Source organism: Micromonospora sp. NPDC049497, from assembly GCF_044465805.1.
Taxonomy (GTDB): Bacteria; Actinomycetota; Actinomycetes; order Mycobacteriales; family Micromonosporaceae; genus Micromonospora.
Genome location: NZ_JBITMC010000001.1, coordinates 183,075 through 202,687 on the forward strand (window position 1 = coordinate 183,075; position 19,613 = coordinate 202,687).

Here is a 19,613-nt window from a genome sequence, read left to right on the forward strand (position 1 = left end):
TCGTGGGTCAGGGTGGGGGCGCGACGGCGGACCCGGCGGGGATGTCAGCCCTTCGTCACCCGGTGCAGGAAGCGGTCGGCCAGGTCGGTGATCGCGTCGGCGTCCAACGCCAGCGCCGGGCCGGCCACCGTCACCTCGGTCATCGCCAGCCCCGGCACCTCGCCGTCCCGCCACCTGCCGGCGAACCACACCTTCTCCTCCTCGGCGAGCGCGAGGTTGGCGTCGTTGAGGGTGTCCGCCGGGTACGGCAGCCAGAGCCGGAACTGGTGGGTGTGCGGCGGGGACGGGAACACCCGCGCCCCCGGCAGGCGTGCGAGCACCTCCGCGACCGTCCGGGCGTGCGCCACGTAGCCCGCGAGGCGGGGCAGTTCGTGATCGAGCCCGTGCAGTGCGGTCAGGGCCGCCGGCCACTGCTGGAACAGCATGCCCCCGTAGCGGTGCCGCCAGACCCGCGCGTACCGGGCCAGCGCCGCGTCACCGGCCAGCGCCGCGCCGGAGATGCCGCCCAGGGACTTGTAGAAGGAGACGTAGACGCTGTCGGCCAGCGCGGCCACCTCGGGAAGCGGCCGGCCCAGGTGCACCGTCGACTCCCAGAGGCGGGCACCGTCCAGGTGCACCCGCGCGCCGGTTGCCCGCGCCGCCCGGACGACGTCGACCAGCTCGTCCCAGGTGGGCAGGACGAAACCGGCGTCGCGCAGCGGCAGCTCCAGCAGCAGGGTCCCGACCGGCTCGGGCAGCTCCGCGACCTCCGCGGCGACCGGGTTGCGGAGCGCGGAGGTCGTGAGCACCGCCCGCAGGCCGCCGAGCACCGCGTACGCGTCCCGCTCGTGCACCAGCGGGTGGCTGAGGGGGTGCAGCCCGACCGCCGCCCGGCCGGTCAGCTCGGCGCCGTACCGCATGGCGATCTGCTGGGCCATCGTGCCGGTGGGGAGGAGGACCGCCGCCTCGGTGCCGAGGAGGTCGGCGACGCGGCGCTCCAACGTCTCCACCGCGCCGCCCTCGCCGTAGACGTCGGGCAGCGGATCGGTCGCCGCCGCACGCATCGCGTCGACCTGCTCGGCGACCGAGGCCGGCCGGGTGCCGGAGAGCACGGTGTCACACGCGCGCAGCGCCGTCAGGAGGCGGGCTGTTTCCGCGTACGGGCGGGAGCCGCTCATCGGGAGGCCGCCAGCCCGCGCAGGCGGCCGACCGCCTCGGTCAGCACCTCCGGGCGTTTGCAGAACGCGAACCGGACCAGTCGGCGGCCCGCCTCCGGGTCGTCGTAGAAGACCTGCGTCGGCACCGCCACCACCCCGCAGCGCTCCGGCAGCGTCCGGCAGAACTCCACCCCGTCCCGACCGCCCAGGGCGGTCACGTCGGCGGTGACGAAGTACGTCCCCTCCGGTGCCAGCACCTGGAACCCGGCGTCGGTGAGCCCGCCAACGAGCAGGTCCCGGCGGGCCTGGAGGTCGTCCCGGAAACCGGTGAAGTAGCCGTCCGGCAGGGCCAGCGCCACCGCGACCGCCGGTTGCAGCGGTGCCGCGTTGACGAAGGTGAGGAACTGCTTCACCCGCAGCACCGCGGAGACCAGGGCCGCCGGCCCGCTCGCCCAGCCGACCTTCCAGCCGGTGCAGGAGAACGTCTTGCCGGCCGAGGAGATCCGCAGGGTCCGCTCCCGCATCCCGGGCAGCGTCGCCAGGGGCACGTGGCCGCTCGCGGCGTCGGTGAAGACCAGGTGCTCGTACACCTCGTCGGTGACCGCGTACGCGTCGTGCTCCCGGCACAGCTCGGCGACCAGCGCGAGTTCGGCCGGGGTGAAGACCTTGCCGGTCGGGTTGTGCGGGGAGTTGAGCAGGACCAGCCGGGTACGTGGGCCGAACGCGGCGCGCAGCGCGTCCGGGTCGAAGGCGTACCGGCCGTCGGCGGCGGGGCGCAGCGTGACCGGCCGCCGGACCGCGCCGGCCAGGGCGATCGAGGCCGCGTACGAGTCGTAGTACGGCTCGAAGCAGACCACCTCGTCGCCCGGCTCGCACAGGCCGAGGATCGCGGCGGCGACCGCCTCGGTGGCGCCGGCGGTCACCACGACCTCGCCGTCCGGGTCGTACTCCAGGCCCCAGAACCGGCGCTGGTGCGCGGCCACCGCCGCGCGCAGCGCCGGGACGCCCGGACCCGGCGGGTACTGGTTCTGCCCGCCCCGCAGGGCCGCCTCGGCGGCGGCCAGCATCTCCGGCGGGCCGTCGGTGTCGGGGAAGCCCTGGCCGAGGTTCACCGCGCCGGTGCGGACGGCGAGAGCGGACATCTCGGCGAAGATCGTCGTTCCGAACGGGCGCATCCGCTCGACCAGCGGGTCGACATCGGTGGTCGTCACGCCGCCAGCCTACGGACTCCGGCCGCCCGATCAACCCGAGGAATTCGTCACCGCGAGTAGCGGATAGTTCTCTTCGCTCAAAGTAACTGATCGTTTCGCCGACTTCCGAGCAGACATGATGAGCGAAACTGGGTTACGCTGCCTTTCATGTGTGGAATCGTGGGTTACGCCGGCGCGCGCCCGGCGCTCGGCATCGTGCTCGACGGACTGCGGCGGCTGGAGTACCGCGGCTACGACTCGGCCGGCGTCGCCATTGTCTGCGACGACGTGCTGCTGACCGAGAAGAAGGCCGGCAAGCTGGCCAACCTGGAGAAGGTGCTCTCGGAGCGGGCCGCCGAGGACCCGGCCTCCTGCGCCGCCAGCCCGATCGGCATCGGCGACGGCACCACCGGCATCGGGCACACCCGCTGGGCCACCCACGGCGGGCCGACCGACCGCAACGCCCACCCGCACCTGGCGCCCGACGGCCGCGTCGCCGTCATCCACAACGGCATCATCGAGAACTTCGGGAAGCTGCGCACCGAGCTGGAGGCCGACGGCGTCCAGTTCACCAGCGACACCGACACCGAGTGCGCCGCGCACCTGCTCTCCGCCGCGCTGGCCGACCTGCGCGCCGCCGGCCAGCCGGACGGTCCGCAGCTGCTCGCCGCCGGCATGCGGGTGGTCTGCCAGCGCCTGGAGGGCGCGTTCACGCTGCTCGCCGTCGACGCTTCGGTGCCCGGCGCGGTCGTCGGCGCCCGCCGCAACTCGCCGCTGGTCGTCGGCCGGGGCGACGGGGAGAACTACCTCGCCAGCGACGTGGCCGCGTTCATCGAGCACACCCGCGAGGCCGTCGAGCTGGGCCAGGACCAGATCGTCCTGATCACCGGCGACACCATCGAGATCACCGACTTCGACGGCCAGCCCGCCAGCGGCAAGGACTTCCACATCGACTGGGACGCCTCCGCCGCCGAGAAGGGCGGTCACGACTGGTTCATGCTCAAGGAGATCGAGGAGCAGCCCGAGGCGATCGCCGACACGCTGCTCGGCCGGCTCACCGAGACCGGCGAGATCATGCTCGACGAGGTCCGGCTCAGCGACCAGGACCTGCGCGACGTCGACAAGATCTTCATCGTCGCCTGCGGCACCTCCTACCACGCCGGCATGGTGGCGAAGTACGCCATCGAGCACTGGACCCGGATCCCCTGCGAGGTGGAGCTGGCCAGCGAGTTCCGCTACCGCGACCCGGTCCTCGACCGGTCCACGCTCATCGTGGTGATCTCGCAGTCCGGCGAGACGATGGACACCCTGATGGCGCTGCGCCACGCCAAGGAGCAGAAGGCCCGCGTGCTGGCCATCTGCAACACCAACGGCTCCACCATCCCGCGTGAGTCCGACGCGGTCCTCTACACCCACGGCGGCCCCGAGATCGCCGTCGCCTCCACCAAGGCTTTCCTCACCCAGATCGTCGCCTGCTACCTGATCGGCCTGCACCTGGCCCAGGTGCGCGGGATCAAGTTCGCCGACGAGGTCGCCGCAGTGGTGTCCCAGCTCCAGGAGATGCCGGGCAAGCTGCGCGAGCTGCTGGAGCGGATCGAGCCGGTGCGCGAGCTGGCCCGCGACCTGAAGGCCGAGCCGACCGTGCTGTTCATCGGCCGGCACGTCGGCTACCCGGTGGCCCTGGAGGGCGCGCTCAAGCTCAAGGAGCTGGCGTACATGCACGCCGAGGGCTTCGCCGCCGGCGAGCTGAAGCACGGCCCGATCTCGCTGATCGACGAGGGCACCCCGGTGATCTGCATCGTGCCGTCCCCGGTGGGCCGGGGCATGCTGCACGACAAGGTCGTCTCGAACATCCAGGAGGTGCGGGCCCGGGGCGCCCGGACCATCGTGATCGCCGAGGAGGGCGACGAGGCGGTCGTCCGCTACGCCGACCACCTGATCTACGTGCCGCGTACGCCGACGCTGCTCGCCCCGCTGGTGACCACCGTGCCGCTCCAGGTGCTCGCCGCCGAGATCGCCGCCGCCCGGGGCCACGACGTCGACCAGCCGCGCAACCTGGCCAAGTCGGTCACCGTCGAGTAACCGCACCCCGCGCCGACGCCGACCCCGGGCCACCACCACGGTGACCCGGGGTCCGTCGCGTCCGGCGGGCCCACCGCCGCCGGTCAGCCGGGCCGCCGCGTCGTCACCGCCCCAGCACCACCCGGGCCATCCCGTCCAGGGCGGGATTGTCCGCCTCCCAGTAGCCGGTGTGGCCGTGCCGACCGCTCGTGAAGGTGCGCCCACCGAACCCCGGATCGGCCGGGTCACGGCCGAACCACAGCTCGTCCCGCGACCCGCCGACCAGCGAGACCGCCGCGCCGAGCGGCGGCGCGGCCAGCAACGGATGCCGCAGCAGCTCGTCCGGCGACCGCACCAGCCGGATCACGTCGTCCGGCGCGGTGCTCGCCCACACCTGCCCGGGCGGGACACCCAGCTCCGCCGCGTGCGCCACGCCGACACCGGGCGAGCCGACGAAGACCAGCGCGTCGGCCGCCAGCCCGTGGTCGCGGGCCGTCGCGCCGACCACCAGCGACCCGTAGCTGTGCCCGAGCACGGTCTGCCGGGCCGGCGGCCCGTCGTGGGTGGCCCGCAGGCCCTCCTGGAACCGGTGCAGCGCCGGCCCGGCATCGGTGGCCTGCCTCGACCCCGCCGCCTCGTGCAGGAAGTCCGGGGCGTCGTAGTCGAGCCAGAGCACCGCCGCGCTCTCCTCGCCGGGCGCGAGCGCGCCGCAGCGGGCCAGCACCCTCCCCGCCCGGTCCAGCTCGCCGGGCACGTCGTCCAGCCCCGCCGTCATCCCCGGGACGTACGTCAGGACCCGCTCGGACCGGTCCGGGTCGCCCAGCGCCACCACCGCCCGACCCTCGCCGCCGGTCCCCAGGCCCAGCAGGTACGCCCGCGGGCCCTCGGTGGCCGTCAGGCGCTCGGCCAGCGCGTCCAGCCCGGCGAGGGACCCGTCGACCCGCTGCAAACCGGCCAGCTCGACCGGCCCGGGCGGGATCCGCTCCCGCAGCCGCCGGTGCTCGGCCAGCAGGTCCTCCCGACGTGTGGCGAGCAGCAGCCGGTTCGCCTGGTCCCGCGCCGCCACCGGCACCCCGTCGAGGCTCCCGACCAGCTCCGGCTCGTACGCCACCAGCCATCGGCGCTGCGCCGGGGTGAGCCCCGCCCACCAGGCCCGGACGAGGGCGGGACCCGTCCCGGGTGTCGGCCGGCCCGCCGGTGGCGGTGACACCCACGTCGAGCGGGCCGCCGCCGCGAGCCCGGCCAGCCGTCCGGCCGCCTCCCGGTCGGCCGCCGTGGCGAGGTCCAGTGCGGCACGGACAGCCGTGGCGACACCGGCCACCGCCGGTCCCGCCCGTTCCGTCGCCGGACGGGCCGGATCGGCGCTCGCCCGCCCGTGCCGGTCCACCAGTACACCGTTCCGGTCGGCGAGGGTGACCGCCGCCTCCAGTCGGGCCTTCGCCGCGCCCAGGCGGACGGCGAACCCGTCGAGCACCTGGTCGACCTCGACCAGGGCGGGGACCACCGTGGCCAACTCGCTCCGCACGCCGGTGAGCCGGGCGTCGGCGGCACCGGCGGCCGGACCGACCCAGCCCCGCCGCAGGGCGGCGGCGTCGGCGGCCAGTTCGTCGGCCCGCCGCCCGACCAGCCCGATCCCACTACGCCAGGCGGCACCCGCGGCCCGCCACGCGCCCGGATCGGCCGCCCAGAGCTGCCGGTAGCCGACGCCCGCCGCCGGAACCGGGGGCGCCGTCGTCGGGGCGGTCACCGCGGCAGCACGGTGAACCGGCGAGCCGCCCGGTCGTCCACCGCCTCGTACGCCTCCACGGCCGCCCGGACCGCCGCACCGGTCGCCGCCACCCGGGCGGCGACACCGCCGAACCAGCCGTGCACCGCCGCCTCCAGCCCGGCCAGGGCGCCGCCCGTCGCCCACTCCGGCGCGGACGGCACCAGCCCGGGCACGCCCGTCAGCCCGTGCGCCAGCCGGTACGCGTCGTCGCCGAGCGCGCCCGCGCCCCGGCGCAGCACCTCCGGTCGGACGGTCAACGTCTCCTCGGTCATCTCCGGCCCCCCGTGGCACGACGACAGCGACGACGGCGACGCTAGGCGGCCCGGGTCCCGTCGCGCGTGCCCTGTGGACAACCGCGTCCCGCCGTACGCCCCGGTCATCCACAGGCATTGCCCCGGGCGGAGCCGGCGGCTAATGTGCGGCCCCGCGCGCCGGTAGGGTGGGGCCCGTGATCGTCGCTGTCGGCATCGACGTCGTGCTCGTCGACCGGTTCGCCCGGGCCCTGGCGCGCACCCCGCTGCTCGCCGACCGGCTCTTCACCGAGGCCGAGCGGTACACCCGCTCGGGCAACCCGCGGTCGCCCGAGTCGATGGCCGCCCGGTTCGCCGCCAAGGAGGCGGTGGCCAAGGCGCTGGGTGCCCCGGCCGGCCTGAGCTGGCACGACTGCGAGATCGTGCCGGACCCCGACGGCCGGCCCTGGCTGACCGTCTCCGGCACCGTCGCGGCGGCGGCCACCGAGCGGGGCGTCAACCGGTGGCACCTGTCGCTGTCGCACGACGGCGGGATCGCGTCGGCGATGGTGGTCGCGGAACGCTGAGATCGGCGGCGTGCCGCCGGGCACGCCGGGACACGGACGGGACGGGGTGGCATGAGACCGGTGTGGCGGGTGGCCGACGTACGCGCGGCGGAGGCCGGCCTGATGGCCACCCTCCCGGCCGGGACGCTGATGCAGCGCGCCGCCGCCGGCCTGGCCCGCCGGTGCGCGCTGCTCCTCGCCGAGCGGGGCGGTGTGTACGCGGCACGGGTGCTCCTGCTGGTCGGTTCCGGCGACAACGGCGGCGACGCCCTGTTCGCCGGTGTGCATCTCGCCCGCCGCGGCGCGGCCGTGTCGGCTCTGCCGCTGACGCCCGGCCGGGCGCACGCCGAGGGGCTGGCCGCGCTGCGTGCCGTCGGGGGACGGGTCGTCGGAGAGCCGCCGGCCGTGGTCGACCTGGTGGTGGACGGCATCGTCGGTATCGGCGGCACCGGCGGCCTGCGCGAGGCCGCCGACCGGTTGGTGGCCGGCCTCGACGATCTGCGTGGCCGTGACGGCGGCCGGGCGACCGTGGTGGCGGTCGACGTGCCGAGCGGCGTCGCGGTGGACACCGGCCACGTGCCGCTGTCCGCGTCGGGTCGCCCGACCGCCGTACGCGCCGACGTGACGGTGGCGTTCGGCGCGTTGAAGCCGGCGCTGGTGGTCGGACCGGCCGCCGCCCTCGCCGGCGAGGTCGAGCTGGTCGACATCGGGTTGGCGCCGTGGCTGCGGGGCAGCCCCGCGCTGCGGGTGACCGAGTGGTCCGACGTGGTCGACTGGTGGCCCCGGCTGGGCCCGGCGTCGGAGAAGTACACGCGGGGCGTGGTGGGAGTCGCGACGGGTTCGGCGACGTACCCGGGGGCGGCGATCCTCTCCGTCGGCGGTGCGCTGGCCGGCCCCACCGGCATGGTCCGCTACGCGGGGTCGGCCCGGGCCGACGTGGTGCACCACCACCCCTCGGTGATCGCCACCGACCGGGTCGCCGACGCCGGCCGGGTGCAGGCCTGGGTCTGCGGGTCGGGACTCGGCACCGGCGAGGACGCGGCGGGGGAACTGCGGGCGGTGCTCGCCGCGCCGGTGCCGGTGGTGCTCGACGCGGACGCGCTGACCCTGCTGGTCGACGGTTCCCTCGCCGACCGGCTCCGCGGGCGGGACGCGCCGATCGTGGTGACGCCGCACGACCGGGAGTTCACCCGGCTGTGCGGGGAGATGCCGGGCGCCGACCGGGTCGCCGCCACGCTGCGGCTGGCCGCCTGGATGAACGCGGTGGTGCTGCTCAAGGGGGACCGCACGGTGGTCGGCACGCCGGACGGCCGGGCGTACGTCAATCCGACCGGCACCCCGGCGCTGGCCACCGGGGGCACCGGCGACGTGCTGGCCGGGCTGCTCGGCTCGCTGCTGGCGGCCGGCGTGCCGGCCGACCGGGCGGCCGTCGCGGCGGCGTACCTGCACGGGTTGGCCGGCCGGGAGGCGGCCCGGGGCGGCCCGGTGACCGCGCCCGACGTGGCGGCGGCGCTGCGCCCGGTGCTGGCCCGCCTGCCGTGAGGCGACGCCCGCGTTGAACCGGGGGCGTCGCCCGGCCGTACCCCTCGGCGTGCGGGCGTCGAGGACGCGGCCGGCCGCACGCGTTCCCGGAGGAGCAACCATGCGCAGAGCCCTCACCTGGTCCGTCGCCGCCGTCGGTGTCGCGGTGCCGTTGATCGTCGGTACGGCCCTGGCCTCGGCGAAGGACGGGCGGGACCGGGTGGCCACACCGCCCGGCGGGCCGGCCTTCGAGCTGCGCATCGACCCGGAGCTGGACGCGCGGTTCGGCCCTCGCCAGGTCAACGCCGTGCAGGCGGCGGAGATCGTCACCGACCGGTTCGGCGGTCAGGTCGTCCGGGCCGAGCTGGACTCCGAGGGTGGCCGGCCGATCTGGAAGATGGACCTGTCCGGTGCCCGGGTGGGCGAAGTCGAGGTCGACGCGACCACCGGCGACCTCCTCGCCGACGACTGACGGGCGCGGGACCGCTCGTCCGGCGGCTGGCGGCCTGTGGTGATCGGCCCGGAAGTAGGCTGTGCGCATGTGGCAGGCCGAGGTACGCGTCGACCTTGACGCGATCCGTGAGAACGTGAGCCGGCTCCGCTCCGGCACCGCCGCCGAGCTGATGGCGGTGGTCAAGGCCGACGGGTACGGCCACGGCATGGTCCCGGCCGCCCGGGCGGCGCTCGACGCCGGCGCCGACTGGCTCGGCGTCTGCACGCTGGACGAGGCACTGACGCTGCGTCGGGCCGGGATCACCGTGCCGGTGCTGGCCTGGCTGCTCACTCCCGGGCTGCCCCTGCACGAGGGGATCACCGCCGGGGTCGACCTGGGGGCGGCGAGCCTGCCGCAGCTCGACGAGATGGTCGAGGCGAGCCGGATCGCGGGTCGTCCGGCCCGGCTGCACCTCAAGATCGACACTGGGCTGGCCCGTGGTGGCGCGACCGTCGCCGACTGGCCGACGCTGCTCGACGCCGCCGCCAAGGCCCAGGCCGACGGGCTGGTCGAGGTCGTCGGCGTGTGGAGCCACTTCGTGTACGCCGATTCGCCCGGCCACCCGACCACGGACCGGCAGCTCGCGGTGTTCCACGAGGGGCTGGGCATGGTGGAGAAGGCGGGGCTGCACCCGCGCTACCGGCACCTGGCCAACTCCGCCGCCACGCTGACCCGGCCGGACACCCACTTCGACCTGGTCCGGCCCGGGCTGGCGGTCTACGGGCTCTCCCCGGTGGCCGGGGAGACCTACGGCCTGCGCCCGGCGATGACCGCCCGGGCCCGGGTGATGCTCGCCAAGCGCGTGCCGGCCGGCTCCGGGGTCTCCTACGGCCACACCTACACCACGGAGCGGGAGGCGAACCTCGCGGTGATCCCGCTCGGCTACGCCGACGGTGTGCCGCGCCACGCGTCGAACAGCGGCCCGGTGCAGCTCGGCGGTGCCCGCCGGACCGTCTCCGGCCGGGTCTGCATGGACCAGTTCGTGCTCGACTGCGGTGACGACGCGGTCGCCGCCGGGGACGTCGCCACCCTCTTCGGCAGCGGTGCCGACGGGGAGCCCACGGCCGACGACTGGGCGGAGGCCGTCGGCACCATCAACTACGAGATCGTCACCCGGTTCGGCAGCACCCGGGTGCCCCGCGTCTACGACGGCGAACGCCCGTGACCGGCCGCCCCCGCATCCCGCTGCCCCGGTCCGGCCACGCCCGGGCCGCCGTCGGCGCGTTGGCCGCCGTCGGGGTCGCCGCCGCGGGGCTCGCGGCGGGCGTGGCCACCGAGCGCGCCCTGGTCCGCCGGTTCAAGGCCGACCCCACCGATCCGTACGCCGACGAGCCCTTCGATGACCAGCGGTACGACGAGGCGTTCAAGCTGGAGATGCCGGACGGCACCGACATCCACGTCGAGATCGTGGAGCCGACCCGCCCGAGGGCCGGCAACCCGACGGTGGTGCTGGTGCACGGATTCTGCCTGGACATGGGCACCTTCCACTTCCAGCGCAAGCTGCTCGCCGAGCGGGGCGAGCACCGCGTCATCGCGTACGACCAGCCGGGGCACGGCCGGTCGGGGCGGCTGGAGACCGGCGAGTACGACCTGACCGCCCTCGGTCGCACGCTGCGCGCGGTGATCGACCGGACCGCCCCGGAGGGGCCGCTGGTGCTGGTCGGGCACTCGATGGGCGGCATGACGATCATGGCGTTCGCCGAGCTGTTCCCGGAGATGTTCGGCGACCGCGTGGTGGGTACGGTGCTGATGGCCACGTCGGGCGGCCTCCTGGCGGAGACCAAGCTGGTCGCACCGGCGCTGCTCGGCCGGGTCGGCGCGCCCGTGCTCTACATGGTCGGCAACGTCACCCGCTACGGCGGGCCGGTGATCGACCGGGCGCGGCGGTCCACGTCCAACGTCGCCTGGCTGCTCACCCGCAAGTACGGGTTCGGGACGACCCGGCCGAGTCCGGCCCTGGTGTCGTACGTCGAGACGATGAACTCGCGGACCTCCGCCGATACAGTGACGCGCTACCTGCGCACGCTCGCCACGCACTCCCGGTTCCCGGCGCTGGCGGCGCTCGCCGACACGCCGGTGGTGGTGATCGTCGGCGACAAGGACATGATCACGCCGGTGGTCCACTCCGAGGAGATCGTCCGGCGGCTGCCGCACGCCGAGTTCGTCAAGATCCACGACAGTGGGCACGTGGTGATGCTGGAGCACGCCGACGAGGTCAACGCCGCGCTGACGCGCTTCCTGGACACCTGCGGCGGGGCGGCGTCGTGAGCGTCGTGGTGAAGCTGCCCACGGTCGACGACACCCGGGACTTCGGCCGCCGACTCGCCGGGGTGCTGCGCGCCGGTGACCTGCTGCTGCTGACCGGTCCGCTCGGGGCCGGCAAGACCGCCCTGACCCAGGGCATCGGTGCGGGGCTCGGCGTGCTCGGCGACATCACCTCGCCCACGTTCGTCATCGCCCGGGTGCACCGTCCGGATCCGGCGCGGGGCGGCACGGTGGCGCTGGTGCACGCCGACGCGTACCGCCTGGGCGACGCCGCCGATCCGCGTGCCGAGATCGACGACCTCGACCTCGACGCCTCCGTGGACGAGTCGGTGACCGTCGTCGAGTGGGGCGAGGGGCTGGTCGAGCAGTTGGTCGACGCGCACCTGCGGGTCCGCATCGACCGGCGCGACGACGACACGCGGGTGGTCGAGCTGGAGCCGGTGGGCGGGGACTGGGCCGGCCGCCTCGCGGCCCTCGGCTGAGCGCTGTCGTACCGGCGGCTTAGAGTGCCCGGGACCTGATCCCACCGCCGAGAGGCCGCCGATGCTCGACGACGCACCCACCCTGGACCTGCTGGCGCTGCTGCCGGAGGAGTGGCGGGGGGTGCTCACTCCGCACCTCGACCCGGCCCGCACGGCGGCGCTCGCGGAGTTCGTCGCCCGGGAGTACGCCACCCGCACGGTCTTCCCGCCGGTGGAGGACCTGTTCTCGGCCTACCGGCTGTGCGGCCCCGAGGACTGCCGGGTGCTCATCCTCGGCCAGGACCCGTACCACCGGGCCGGTCAGGCGCACGGGCTCAGCTTCAGCGTCCGCGAGGGGGTCGGCGTGCCGCCGTCGCTGCGCAACGTCTTCAAGGAGCTGGGCGAGGACGTCGGCGCGCCGAAGCCGCGCAGCGGCAACCTCAGTGGCTGGGCCGCCCAGGGCGTGCTCCTGCTGAACGCGGTGCTGACCGTCCGCGAGGCCACGCCGGGCTCGCACGCGAACTCCGGTTGGGAGGAGTTCACCGACGCCACCATCCGCGCCCTGGACGCGATGGAGTCACGGGTCGTCTTCCTGCTCTGGGGCGGGTACGCGCGCAAGAAGGCGGGCCTGGTCACCAACCCGCGCCACGTGGTGCTGGAGGCCGGCCACCCCAGCCCGATGAACCCGCGGGGCTTCCTGGGCAGCCGCCCGTTCAGCGCCGCCAACAAGGCGCTCGCCGACGCCGGCCTGCCGACGGTCGACTGGGAACGCTCAGCCGGCTGACCGCCGTTGCCGGTGGCGGTCGCGGTGGCGGCGGAGCAGCTCGGCGGCGTGGGGGTCGGTCAGCTCCACCTCGACCAGCGGCACCACCCGGTAGCTCCGCTCGCCGTGCCGCACCTCGATCGACTCCGGCAGCTCGTCGCACATCCGGGCCCGCAGCTCCCCGTGTTTCGTCCGCCACCGGTGCTCGCCCGGCTCCTCGGGCTCGACGTGGACGCCGCCGTACTCCTCCCACCGGGCGTTCCACCGCTGGCCGAGGGCGGCGTTGAGCCAGACGGTGAACCGGGCCGCATCGGCCCAGCGCAGGGCGATCTCCGGCATGTCCGCCGGGATCGGCGCGCCCTGGAGTAGCGCGGCGGTCGCCCCGGTGAGCACGAACGGCAGGTCGCCGAGCCGGTCGATCATCCGATCCAGGCCGATCCCGTCGAGCCGCTCGGCCGGCGACTGCGTGGCCAGCTCGTCCAGCCGCGCGTCGACCTGCGCGTCCAGTGGCTCCACGCCGACGGTGAGCTGCAGGTCCATCGCGTCCAGGATCTGCTCGATCAGCCGGAAGCTCGGGATCCGGTCGCCGCGCTCGATACGGGCCACTGCGGCCTGGCTGACTCCGGCCAGGTCAGCAAGTGTCTGCTGGGTCAGGAATCGCGAGCCTCGTTCCCGCCGCAGGAGCGCCCCGATTGCGGTCGCGAGGCGATCGTCAGACATCCGAGCATGATGGCGCACGTGCTTCATACCTGGCAGTCATGAATATGACGGTCAGGTATAAGGCTCGCGGAGCCAACCACGCCTCCGGTCGCCGGTCGGCCGGGGAAGGGGGCGGCTAGGCTGGTTCACCGTGCTCGTACTGGTGGTGGACAGCTCGACCCCCGCGGTGACCGCCGCCCTCGCGGAGGTCTCGGCGGATGGCGTCGTGCTCCGGGCGCACCGGTGCACGGTCGACGCGCGGGCGCACGGCGAACTGCTCGCCCCGCAGGTGGACGCGGTCCTCGCCGACTCCGACGCGCGGGTCGCCGACCTGGGCGCGATCGTCGCCGGGCTCGGCCCGGGACCGTTCACGGGGCTGCGGGTGGGACTGGTCACCGCCGCCACGATGGGGCAGGTGCTCGGCGTCCCCACGTACGGTGTCTGCTCGCTGGACGGGATCGGCCACCCGGCGGCCGCCGGCGAACCGGTCCTGGCCGCGAGCGACGCGCGCCGCCGGGAGATCTACTGGGCGGTCTACGACGGCGCCGGGCAGCGGATCGTCGGGCCGGAGGTGTCGGCGCCGGCGGTCGCCGCGGAGCGCGCCCGCGACCTCGCGGTCACGGTGGCCGTCGGCGACGGCGCCCACCGGTACGCCGACACGCTGGGCCTGCCGGTGCGGGCCGAGCCGCGCTACCCGGACGCGGGCGTGCTGGCGGCCCTCGCGGCGGAGCGCATCCGGGCCGGTGCGCCCGGCGAGACGCTCACGCCGCTCTACCTGCGTCGGCCCGACGCCGTGGCGGCCACGGCGCGCAAGCCGGTCCTGCCGTGAGCGGGGTACGGCTGGAACGGTTCCGCTGGTGGCACATCGACGAGGTGCTGCCCATCGAGGCGGACCTGTTCGGTGCGGAGCAGTGGTCGGCGGCGATGTTCTGGAACGAGTTGGCCAACGGCCACCACTACCTGGTCGCCGTCGACGACGACACCGTGCTCGGGTACGCGGGCCTCACCGCCGCCCCGTCCGACGAGGCGTGGGTGCAGAACGTCGCGGTCCGGCGCGACGCCCAGCGGCGCGGCATCGGCCGCCTGCTGCTGGAGGCGCTGCTCGCCGAGGCCGCACGGCTCGGTGCCCGCAGCACCCTGCTGGAGGTCGCGGCGGACAACGGCCCGGCCCAGAAGCTCTACGCGTCGTACGGGTTCGAGATCATCGGCGTGCGACGCGGCTACTACCAACCCAGCAACACCGACGCGCTGGTCATGCAGCGACAAGAGGCAGTGAGCAATGGCTGACGAACCCCTGGTCCTCGGCATCGAGACGTCCTGCGACGAGACCGGCGTCGGCATCGTCCGCGGGCACACCCTGCTCGCCGACGCCCTCGCCTCCAGCGTCGACCAGCACGCCCGCTTCGGCGGCGTGGTGCCGGAGGTGGCCAGCCGCGCCCACCTGGAGGCCATCGTGCCGACCATGGACCGCGCCCTGCGCGAGGCGGGCGTGACCCTCGCCGACGTCGACGCGATCGCCGTCACCGCCGGACCCGGGTTGGCCGGCGCCCTGCTCGTCGGAGTGGCCGCCGCCAAGGGGTACGCGCTGGCCGCCGAGAAGCCCGTCTACGGCGTCAACCATCTGGCCGCGCACGTCGCCGTGGACACCCTCGAACACGGTCCGTTGCCCGAGCCGGCCGTCGCGTTGCTGGTCTCCGGCGGGCACTCCTCGCTGCTCCTCGTCGACGACCTCGCGCGGGGCGTGACCCCGCTCGGCGCCACCATCGACGACGCGGCCGGCGAGGCGTTCGACAAGATCGCCCGGCTGCTCGGCCTGCCGTTCCCCGGCGGCCCGTACGTCGACCGGGAGGCCCGGGCCGGCGACCCGGCCTCCATCGCCTTCCCGCGCGGGCTCACCGCGCCCAAGGACCTGGCCGCCCACCGCTTCGACTTCTCCTTCTCCGGGCTGAAGACAGCGGTGGCCCGCTGGGTCGAGGCGCGGCAGCGGGCCGGCGAGCCGGTGCCGGTCGCCGACGTCGCCGCGTCCTTCCAGGAGGCGGTCTGCGACGTGCTGGTCGGCAAGGCGTTGGACGCCTGCCGGACCAACGGCGTGGAGACCCTCGTCATCGGTGGGGGAGTCGCCGCCAACTCCCGGCTGCGGGCGATGGCCGAGCACCGGGCGGCGAAGCACGGGATCCGGGTCCGGGTGCCCCGCCCGAAGCTCTGCACGGACAACGGCGCCATGGTCGCCGCGCTCGGCTCGCACCTCGTCGCCGCGGGCGTCGCGGCCAGCCGGCTGGACCTGCCCGCCGACTCGGCGATGCCGCTGACCAGGGTCAGCGTGTGAGGGAGGGGACGGCCAACGTGATCGTACGGATGTGGGAGGCGCGGGCGGAGCCGTACGGGATGGCGGACCTCGTCACCTGGGTCTGCGACACCGCCCTGCCGGACTTCGACCACGACCCGCTGCACGTGGCCAGCGAGGTGTTCTCCTCCACCGACCACCGGGTGGTGGTCATCTCCAAGTGGCGCAGCAACCCGCGACCGCTGCCGGACCCGCCCGCCATGCTGCTCGCCCGCCCACCGCACTCCTGGGACTTCACCCAGGTCGACCGCTGACCGTGCTCAGACCCGCAGCGTGGGAGCCGGATTGGGTCGCGTCCGCATGGACCGGTCCATCGCCACGGTGACTGACGGCAGCCACTCCAGGGTGCCGTCGCTCTTGGTGACGGTCGGCACGGAGCCGGCCATCGCGTAGGACAGGTTCCCGTCGAGCAGGTACTCCCGGGAGCCGACCTCGAAGACGTACCGCTCGTCGTTCTCGGTGATCTGCCGGTCGTCGAGGCAGTACGTGCCGAACGGCCATTCCGGCTCGGTGGCCTGACGGACGATCTCGCGAGCCTCTTCGTACGTGACGGTCATGGCGGCTGATCCTATCGGCGGGTCCGGACGAACTCACTGAGGTGGGACGGCGTCGGGACATCGTCCAAGCGGACGAAGGACGTGTCCTTGGCGATGTCGAAGTAGCTGGCCACGTCCACGCCGGCGTTCTGACCATCGACGAACCGCACGGTGCCGCCGACGTTCTCCACGTTGAACACGTGGGCGCCGTTGCCCTGCCACTTGGCGTAGACCACGCCACGAGACCCCGGCCCGAAGGTCTCGAACGCCTTTTCGATGTCCCCCCTGGCCCCCGGGGTGAACGTCCGGCCCCACGCGTTCTCCAGGTCGGCGAGAGGGCGTCCGCGGAAGAGGTGGAACCGGTCGGGAAGGGCGGTCGCCTCCGCGTCGACCCCCCGGCGGCGCAGCTCGTACGCCTGCACGCAGTGCGTGCAGTTGGCCGAGTAGTGCGGGGTGCTGGTGTCGAACTTCGGGTTCACCCGGGCGAGGTCGTCGGCGATGCGCTTCTCCACCTTGCGGGCGGCCCGCTTCGCCCCGGCCGTCCGCACCAGCTTCAGCAGCTTCTTCGCCTGGTCGAGGATCTGTTTCAGCAGGGTGCGAACCTGTTGGACGACCTGCTTGACCAGTTGACGGCAGGCGAGGCGGGTGGCGGCGATGAACGCCGGCACGGTGGCGGTGGACGCGCCGAAGGTCGCCACCGCGGCGGCGATCGCCATCGTCACCTGGACCAGCAGGATGACGAGCTGGACGAAGAACGCGATCTTCAGGGCCAGCGTCATGGCCGCGAAGACGATGAGGACGCTGCCGATGAGCTGGGCGGCGATCGCGTCCTCCAGCAGGCGCCGCCGTGGGCCGTCGTCGGCGTTCCACCACCGCCCGAACGCGTCGGTGGTCGTCCCGGTGTTGTGCCGGCACACCGCGTCGGCGGCGTCGTTCGCGCGGTCGGCGGCACCCTGCAACCGCGCCCCGAAGGCCAGCCACTGCTGCCCGGCGGCGAAGAGCAGTTCCTCGTCGGCCTCCGGCCACTCCAGGCCGACCCAGCTGAGCGGTTCGGTCAGCTCGGCCGGCAGCTCCAGGCCCACGGCTCAGCCGCCGAGACGGCCGTGCAGCGACTGGAACAGCTCGCCCGACCGCTGGTCCGTCTCGACCACCTGCGCGGCCCAGTCGGCCAGCCCCTCGGCCGCGCCGAGCAGCTGCTGCACGTGCGAGCCGTACGTCTCCAGGGCGTGTGACAGCACCTCCGTGTAGGCGGCACCGAAGACGCTGCCCGGCTCGTCGGCGCCCCACGGGTTCTCGGAGGTGACCGTGGCGCTCAGGGCGGCGAGCCCGTCCTCCAGCTCGACCGCGGCCCCGGCGATGGCCTGGGCCGAACCGGCCAGCACCTCCGGTTCGGTGTGCATCGGCTTCATCAGGCGTCTCCCGTCAGTTCGGTCGGCCGAGCCGGTCGGCGATCTGCTGTGCCGCGGCGGTCATGTCGTCGAGCCGCCTCTGCGCGGTCGAGCCGACGTCGCGCAGCAGCGGGCCGAGCCCGTCCGGGAGGGTCACCGGCGCGGCGGTGAGCTGCTCCTGGAGGGCCGCCTGCACCTCGGCGCGGGCCGCGGCGAACGCCTCCAGGATCGCCGCCGCGAGGTCCGCCGCCGGTAGGCGCAGGGCGCGCGGGTCGAGGTCGAGGTCGAGGAGGTCACCGGTGCCGTCGACGGTCAGGTGCACCAGGCCGTCCGCCGCCACGGCGGAGGCGCGGGTGGCCGTGAAGCGGCCGAGCAGGCCGTCCGGCCGGTCGTACTGGTCGGTCACGGGGACACCTCGATCCTGGATCGACTGTGGAGTGTCGATGGCTCGCATTCCGCAGCAGCCTAACGGTGCGCCGCCAGCGCTCTCCGCCGGCGTCACGGGCGGATCGGCACCGTGGCGGTCACGGTGGACTGGTCGAGGTCGGAGATGCGGGCGGTGATCCGCACCGTCCAGTCGCCCGGTACGGGAAAACGCAGCTCGGCGCTGGCGTGGTGCGGCTCCGGCGTGTCGACTCCGACGGTGATCGGTTCGATGCCGGCGGCCGGCAGGGCGGCGGTGACGGTCCACTCGACGACCGGCAGCGGTCTGGCCTCCGGTGTGTAGACGTAGGCGTGCAGGCTGTTCGGTGTGCCCGCCTGTGCGGGGTAGACGTCGAACTGCACGGTGAGCAGGTCGGTGTCGAGGGACCGGGCGACACCCTCCCGGACGGCTCCGGCGGCCTCCGTGCCGGCGGTGCGGCCCGGTGGGATCTGCACGAGCATCGCCGTGAGAGCCAGCACTACCGCGGTGACGGCCAGCTCGACACCGGCCGCGCGGACGACCCACCGGGGGCGGTTCGCGGCGACCCGGCGCCGGACGAGGTGTCGCTGCCCGGCGGCCACCGCGAGGACGACGACCAGGAGTCCCGCCTTCGCGCACAGCAGCCGCCCGTACGTGCTGCCGAGCAGCGCCGACGGCCGGCCGAGTTCGATCGCGGCCTGGCTCAGGCCGGCGACGACGAGCCAGCACACCGCGACCGTGGCGCACCGGGACCAGGCCGGCAGGATCCGGGCGAGCACCCGTTCGTGGGTCCGGCGCAGGAGGAACACCGTGAGGGTGAGCAACCCGCCCAGCCAGACGGTCACCCCGGCGACGTGGACGGTGGCCAGGGCGACGCTCACCGCCGGCAGGGGCGCGGCCACCGGATGCCCGGCGAGCGGCCAGGTGGCCAGCCCGGCCAGCCCCACCACCGCCAGCACGGCGGTGCGCCGCCGGCTCGCCGCGCCACGGACGAGGGCGGGCAGCAGCGCCGCGGCGACGCCCACCAGCGCCAGCCGCGCGGCGAGCACCGGGCCGACGCCGCCGGCCCACGCCGTCCGGAGATCCGCGAGGGTCAGCTCGCCGACCGGTACGCCGACGGCCTCGGCGGCCTGCCCCGCCCAGGTCGCGACCGTGGCGACGGCGACCAGGCCGAGACCGGCCCACGCCAGGAGGAGCGCCCCGCGACGGGAGCGCCGGCGGGGCCACATCGTGGCGGCCAGCAGCGGCGGGCCGACCGCCGCGACGAGCCCCAGGTAGCCGAGGTACCGGGCCACCGGCACCGACGACCCGCCGGGCGACGCGTCGTCGGACGTGGGCTGCGGTGGCGCGGCCGAGGGCGCCCCGGCGGAGTAGGTGAAGCTGCCGGCGACGGGATGGCCGTCCGCGGAGATGACCCGGTAGCTCACGAGATAGGTGCCGAGCGGTCGCGCGGGAACCCGGACGGGGATCCGCATCGTCGTCCCCCGTACCTCCGGTTTCTCGACGTCGGTGCGCCTGCCGTCCGGGGCGAGCACCCGCACCCGGCCCGGTACCGGCGTCACCGGCTCGCTGAAGGTGACCACCACCTCCCGCGGGGCGTAGCCGACGACCGCGTCGTGCTGCGGCGCCGTGGAGACCACGACGGCGTGCGCAGCGGCCGGGCCGGCCGGGGCCAGTGCGCCGCCGAGGGTGGCCAGGACCAGCCCGAGCAGAACCGCCGCACGGGTACGTCCGTGCGGCGGTTCTCCTCGGGCAGGGGACGTCACCGTCGACATCGCGGTGCCGGTGT

22 protein-coding genes are annotated in these 19,613 nt (G+C 74.7%); 12 read left to right on the plus strand and 10 right to left on the minus strand.

Translation table 11 applies throughout. From position 1 onward, the window contains the following. Positions 1-44: 44 nt before the first annotated feature. The gene (locus tag ACIBR0_RS00850; RefSeq protein WP_396711890.1) at positions 45-1,157 is read right to left on the minus strand and encodes a threonine aldolase family protein; all 1,113 of its coding nucleotides are present in this window, start codon (positions 1,155-1,157) and stop codon (positions 45-47) included. Continuing rightward, on the minus strand, positions 1,154-2,347 hold the full coding sequence (locus ACIBR0_RS00855) for a pyridoxal phosphate-dependent aminotransferase (RefSeq protein WP_396711891.1): 1,194 nt from the start codon (positions 2,345-2,347) through the stop codon (positions 1,154-1,156). Before ACIBR0_RS00855 ends, ACIBR0_RS00850 begins: the two co-directional genes overlap by 4 nt. A 147-nt stretch (positions 2,348-2,494) precedes the next feature. Here ACIBR0_RS00855 and glmS point away from each other — a divergent pair, with 147 nt between their 5' ends. Then, the gene (gene glmS, locus ACIBR0_RS00860) at positions 2,495-4,408 is read left to right on the plus strand and encodes a glutamine--fructose-6-phosphate transaminase (isomerizing) (protein WP_396711893.1); all 1,914 of its coding nucleotides are present in this window, start codon (positions 2,495-2,497) and stop codon (positions 4,406-4,408) included. A gap of 103 nt (positions 4,409-4,511) precedes the next feature. Here glmS and ACIBR0_RS00865 read toward each other — a convergent pair whose 3' ends face one another. Both ACIBR0_RS00865 and ACIBR0_RS00870 read right to left on the minus strand, forming a co-directional pair. Then, the gene (locus ACIBR0_RS00865) at positions 4,512-6,134 is read right to left on the minus strand and encodes an alpha/beta hydrolase (protein ID WP_396711895.1); all 1,623 of its coding nucleotides are present in this window, start codon (positions 6,132-6,134) and stop codon (positions 4,512-4,514) included. After that, positions 6,131-6,427 (minus strand): hypothetical protein, encoded by a 297-nt coding sequence (locus tag ACIBR0_RS00870; RefSeq protein ID WP_396711898.1) that lies wholly within the window; start codon positions 6,425-6,427, stop codon positions 6,131-6,133. The genes ACIBR0_RS00865 and ACIBR0_RS00870 overlap by 4 nt, the downstream gene beginning before the upstream one ends. Before the next feature lie 176 nt (positions 6,428-6,603). Between ACIBR0_RS00870 and ACIBR0_RS00875 the strand changes: the two genes are divergently transcribed. From ACIBR0_RS00875 to ung, 7 genes are all read left to right on the plus strand, one after another. After that, a complete protein-coding gene (locus tag ACIBR0_RS00875) occupies positions 6,604-6,972 on the plus strand; it encodes a holo-ACP synthase (protein WP_396711900.1) in 369 nt (122 codons plus the stop codon). A gap of 51 nt (positions 6,973-7,023) precedes the next feature. Further along, positions 7,024-8,493, plus strand: a complete 1,470-nt coding sequence (locus tag ACIBR0_RS00880) for an NAD(P)H-hydrate dehydratase (RefSeq protein ID WP_396711902.1) — start codon at positions 7,024-7,026, stop codon at positions 8,491-8,493. Between the two features lie 100 nt (positions 8,494-8,593). Then, positions 8,594-8,944: a PepSY domain-containing protein gene (locus ACIBR0_RS00885; protein WP_357042202.1), complete on the plus strand. Its 351-nt coding sequence runs from the start codon at positions 8,594-8,596 to the stop codon at positions 8,942-8,944. Between the two features lie 67 nt (positions 8,945-9,011). Next, positions 9,012-10,130, plus strand: coding sequence for an alanine racemase (alr, locus tag ACIBR0_RS00890; RefSeq protein WP_396711904.1), 1,119 nt, complete (start codon positions 9,012-9,014; stop codon positions 10,128-10,130). After that, positions 10,127-11,233 (plus strand): alpha/beta fold hydrolase, encoded by a 1,107-nt coding sequence (locus ACIBR0_RS00895; RefSeq protein ID WP_396711906.1) that lies wholly within the window; start codon positions 10,127-10,129, stop codon positions 11,231-11,233. Before alr ends, ACIBR0_RS00895 begins: the two co-directional genes overlap by 4 nt. Further along, positions 11,230-11,712: a tRNA (adenosine(37)-N6)-threonylcarbamoyltransferase complex ATPase subunit type 1 TsaE gene (gene tsaE / locus ACIBR0_RS00900; RefSeq protein ID WP_357040082.1), complete on the plus strand. Its 483-nt coding sequence runs from the start codon at positions 11,230-11,232 to the stop codon at positions 11,710-11,712. Before ACIBR0_RS00895 ends, tsaE begins: the two co-directional genes overlap by 4 nt. Positions 11,713-11,773: 61 nt before the next feature. Continuing rightward, on the plus strand, positions 11,774-12,475 hold the full coding sequence (gene ung / locus ACIBR0_RS00905) for a uracil-DNA glycosylase (protein ID WP_396711908.1): 702 nt from the start codon (positions 11,774-11,776) through the stop codon (positions 12,473-12,475). Here ung and ACIBR0_RS00910 read toward each other — a convergent pair. Further along, a complete protein-coding gene (locus ACIBR0_RS00910) occupies positions 12,464-13,174 on the minus strand; it encodes a helix-turn-helix domain-containing protein (RefSeq protein WP_396711910.1) in 711 nt (236 codons plus the stop codon). The two genes, ung and ACIBR0_RS00910, sit on opposite strands and share 12 nt — an antisense overlap. 130 nt (positions 13,175-13,304) lie before the next feature. Between ACIBR0_RS00910 and tsaB the strand changes: the two genes are divergently transcribed. Genes tsaB through ACIBR0_RS00930 form a run of 4 tightly spaced genes read left to right on the plus strand, consistent with a single transcriptional unit; the run spans position 13,305 to position 15,751 of the window. Next, positions 13,305-13,982: a tRNA (adenosine(37)-N6)-threonylcarbamoyltransferase complex dimerization subunit type 1 TsaB gene (gene tsaB, locus ACIBR0_RS00915; RefSeq protein ID WP_396711912.1), complete on the plus strand. Its 678-nt coding sequence runs from the start codon at positions 13,305-13,307 to the stop codon at positions 13,980-13,982. Next, positions 13,979-14,440 carry a ribosomal protein S18-alanine N-acetyltransferase gene (gene rimI / locus ACIBR0_RS00920; RefSeq protein ID WP_357037119.1) on the plus strand — a complete coding sequence of 154 codons (462 nt, stop codon included), beginning with the start codon at positions 13,979-13,981 and terminating at the stop codon, positions 14,438-14,440. The genes tsaB and rimI overlap by 4 nt, the downstream gene beginning before the upstream one ends. After that, positions 14,433-15,479 carry a tRNA (adenosine(37)-N6)-threonylcarbamoyltransferase complex transferase subunit TsaD gene (gene tsaD, locus ACIBR0_RS00925; RefSeq protein WP_357037116.1) on the plus strand — a complete coding sequence of 349 codons (1,047 nt, stop codon included), beginning with the start codon at positions 14,433-14,435 and terminating at the stop codon, positions 15,477-15,479. Before rimI ends, tsaD begins: the two co-directional genes overlap by 8 nt. 17 nt (positions 15,480-15,496) lie before the next feature. After that, entirely contained in the window at positions 15,497-15,751 is a 255-nt protein-coding gene (locus ACIBR0_RS00930) for a hypothetical protein (protein ID WP_396711914.1), read from the plus strand. 6 nt (positions 15,752-15,757) lie between these two features. Here ACIBR0_RS00930 and ACIBR0_RS00935 read toward each other — a convergent pair whose 3' ends face one another. The 5 genes from ACIBR0_RS00935 to ACIBR0_RS00955 form a co-directional block, all read right to left on the minus strand. Then, positions 15,758-16,054 (minus strand): hypothetical protein, encoded by a 297-nt coding sequence (locus tag ACIBR0_RS00935; RefSeq protein WP_396711915.1) that lies wholly within the window; start codon positions 16,052-16,054, stop codon positions 15,758-15,760. 11 nt (positions 16,055-16,065) lie between these two features. Continuing rightward, entirely contained in the window at positions 16,066-17,115 is a 1,050-nt protein-coding gene (locus ACIBR0_RS00940; RefSeq protein WP_396711917.1) for a toxin glutamine deamidase domain-containing protein, read from the minus strand. 3 nt (positions 17,116-17,118) lie between these two features. Continuing rightward, positions 17,119-17,442, minus strand: a complete 324-nt coding sequence (locus ACIBR0_RS00945) for a hypothetical protein (protein WP_357037104.1) — start codon at positions 17,440-17,442, stop codon at positions 17,119-17,121. 13 nt (positions 17,443-17,455) lie between these two features. Next, positions 17,456-17,827: a YbaB/EbfC family nucleoid-associated protein gene (locus tag ACIBR0_RS00950; RefSeq protein WP_396711919.1), complete on the minus strand. Its 372-nt coding sequence runs from the start codon at positions 17,825-17,827 to the stop codon at positions 17,456-17,458. A 92-nt stretch (positions 17,828-17,919) separates the two neighbouring features. Next, positions 17,920-19,599, minus strand: a complete 1,680-nt coding sequence (locus ACIBR0_RS00955; protein ID WP_396711921.1) for a copper resistance protein CopC — start codon at positions 19,597-19,599, stop codon at positions 17,920-17,922. Positions 19,600-19,613 lie beyond the last annotated feature (14 nt).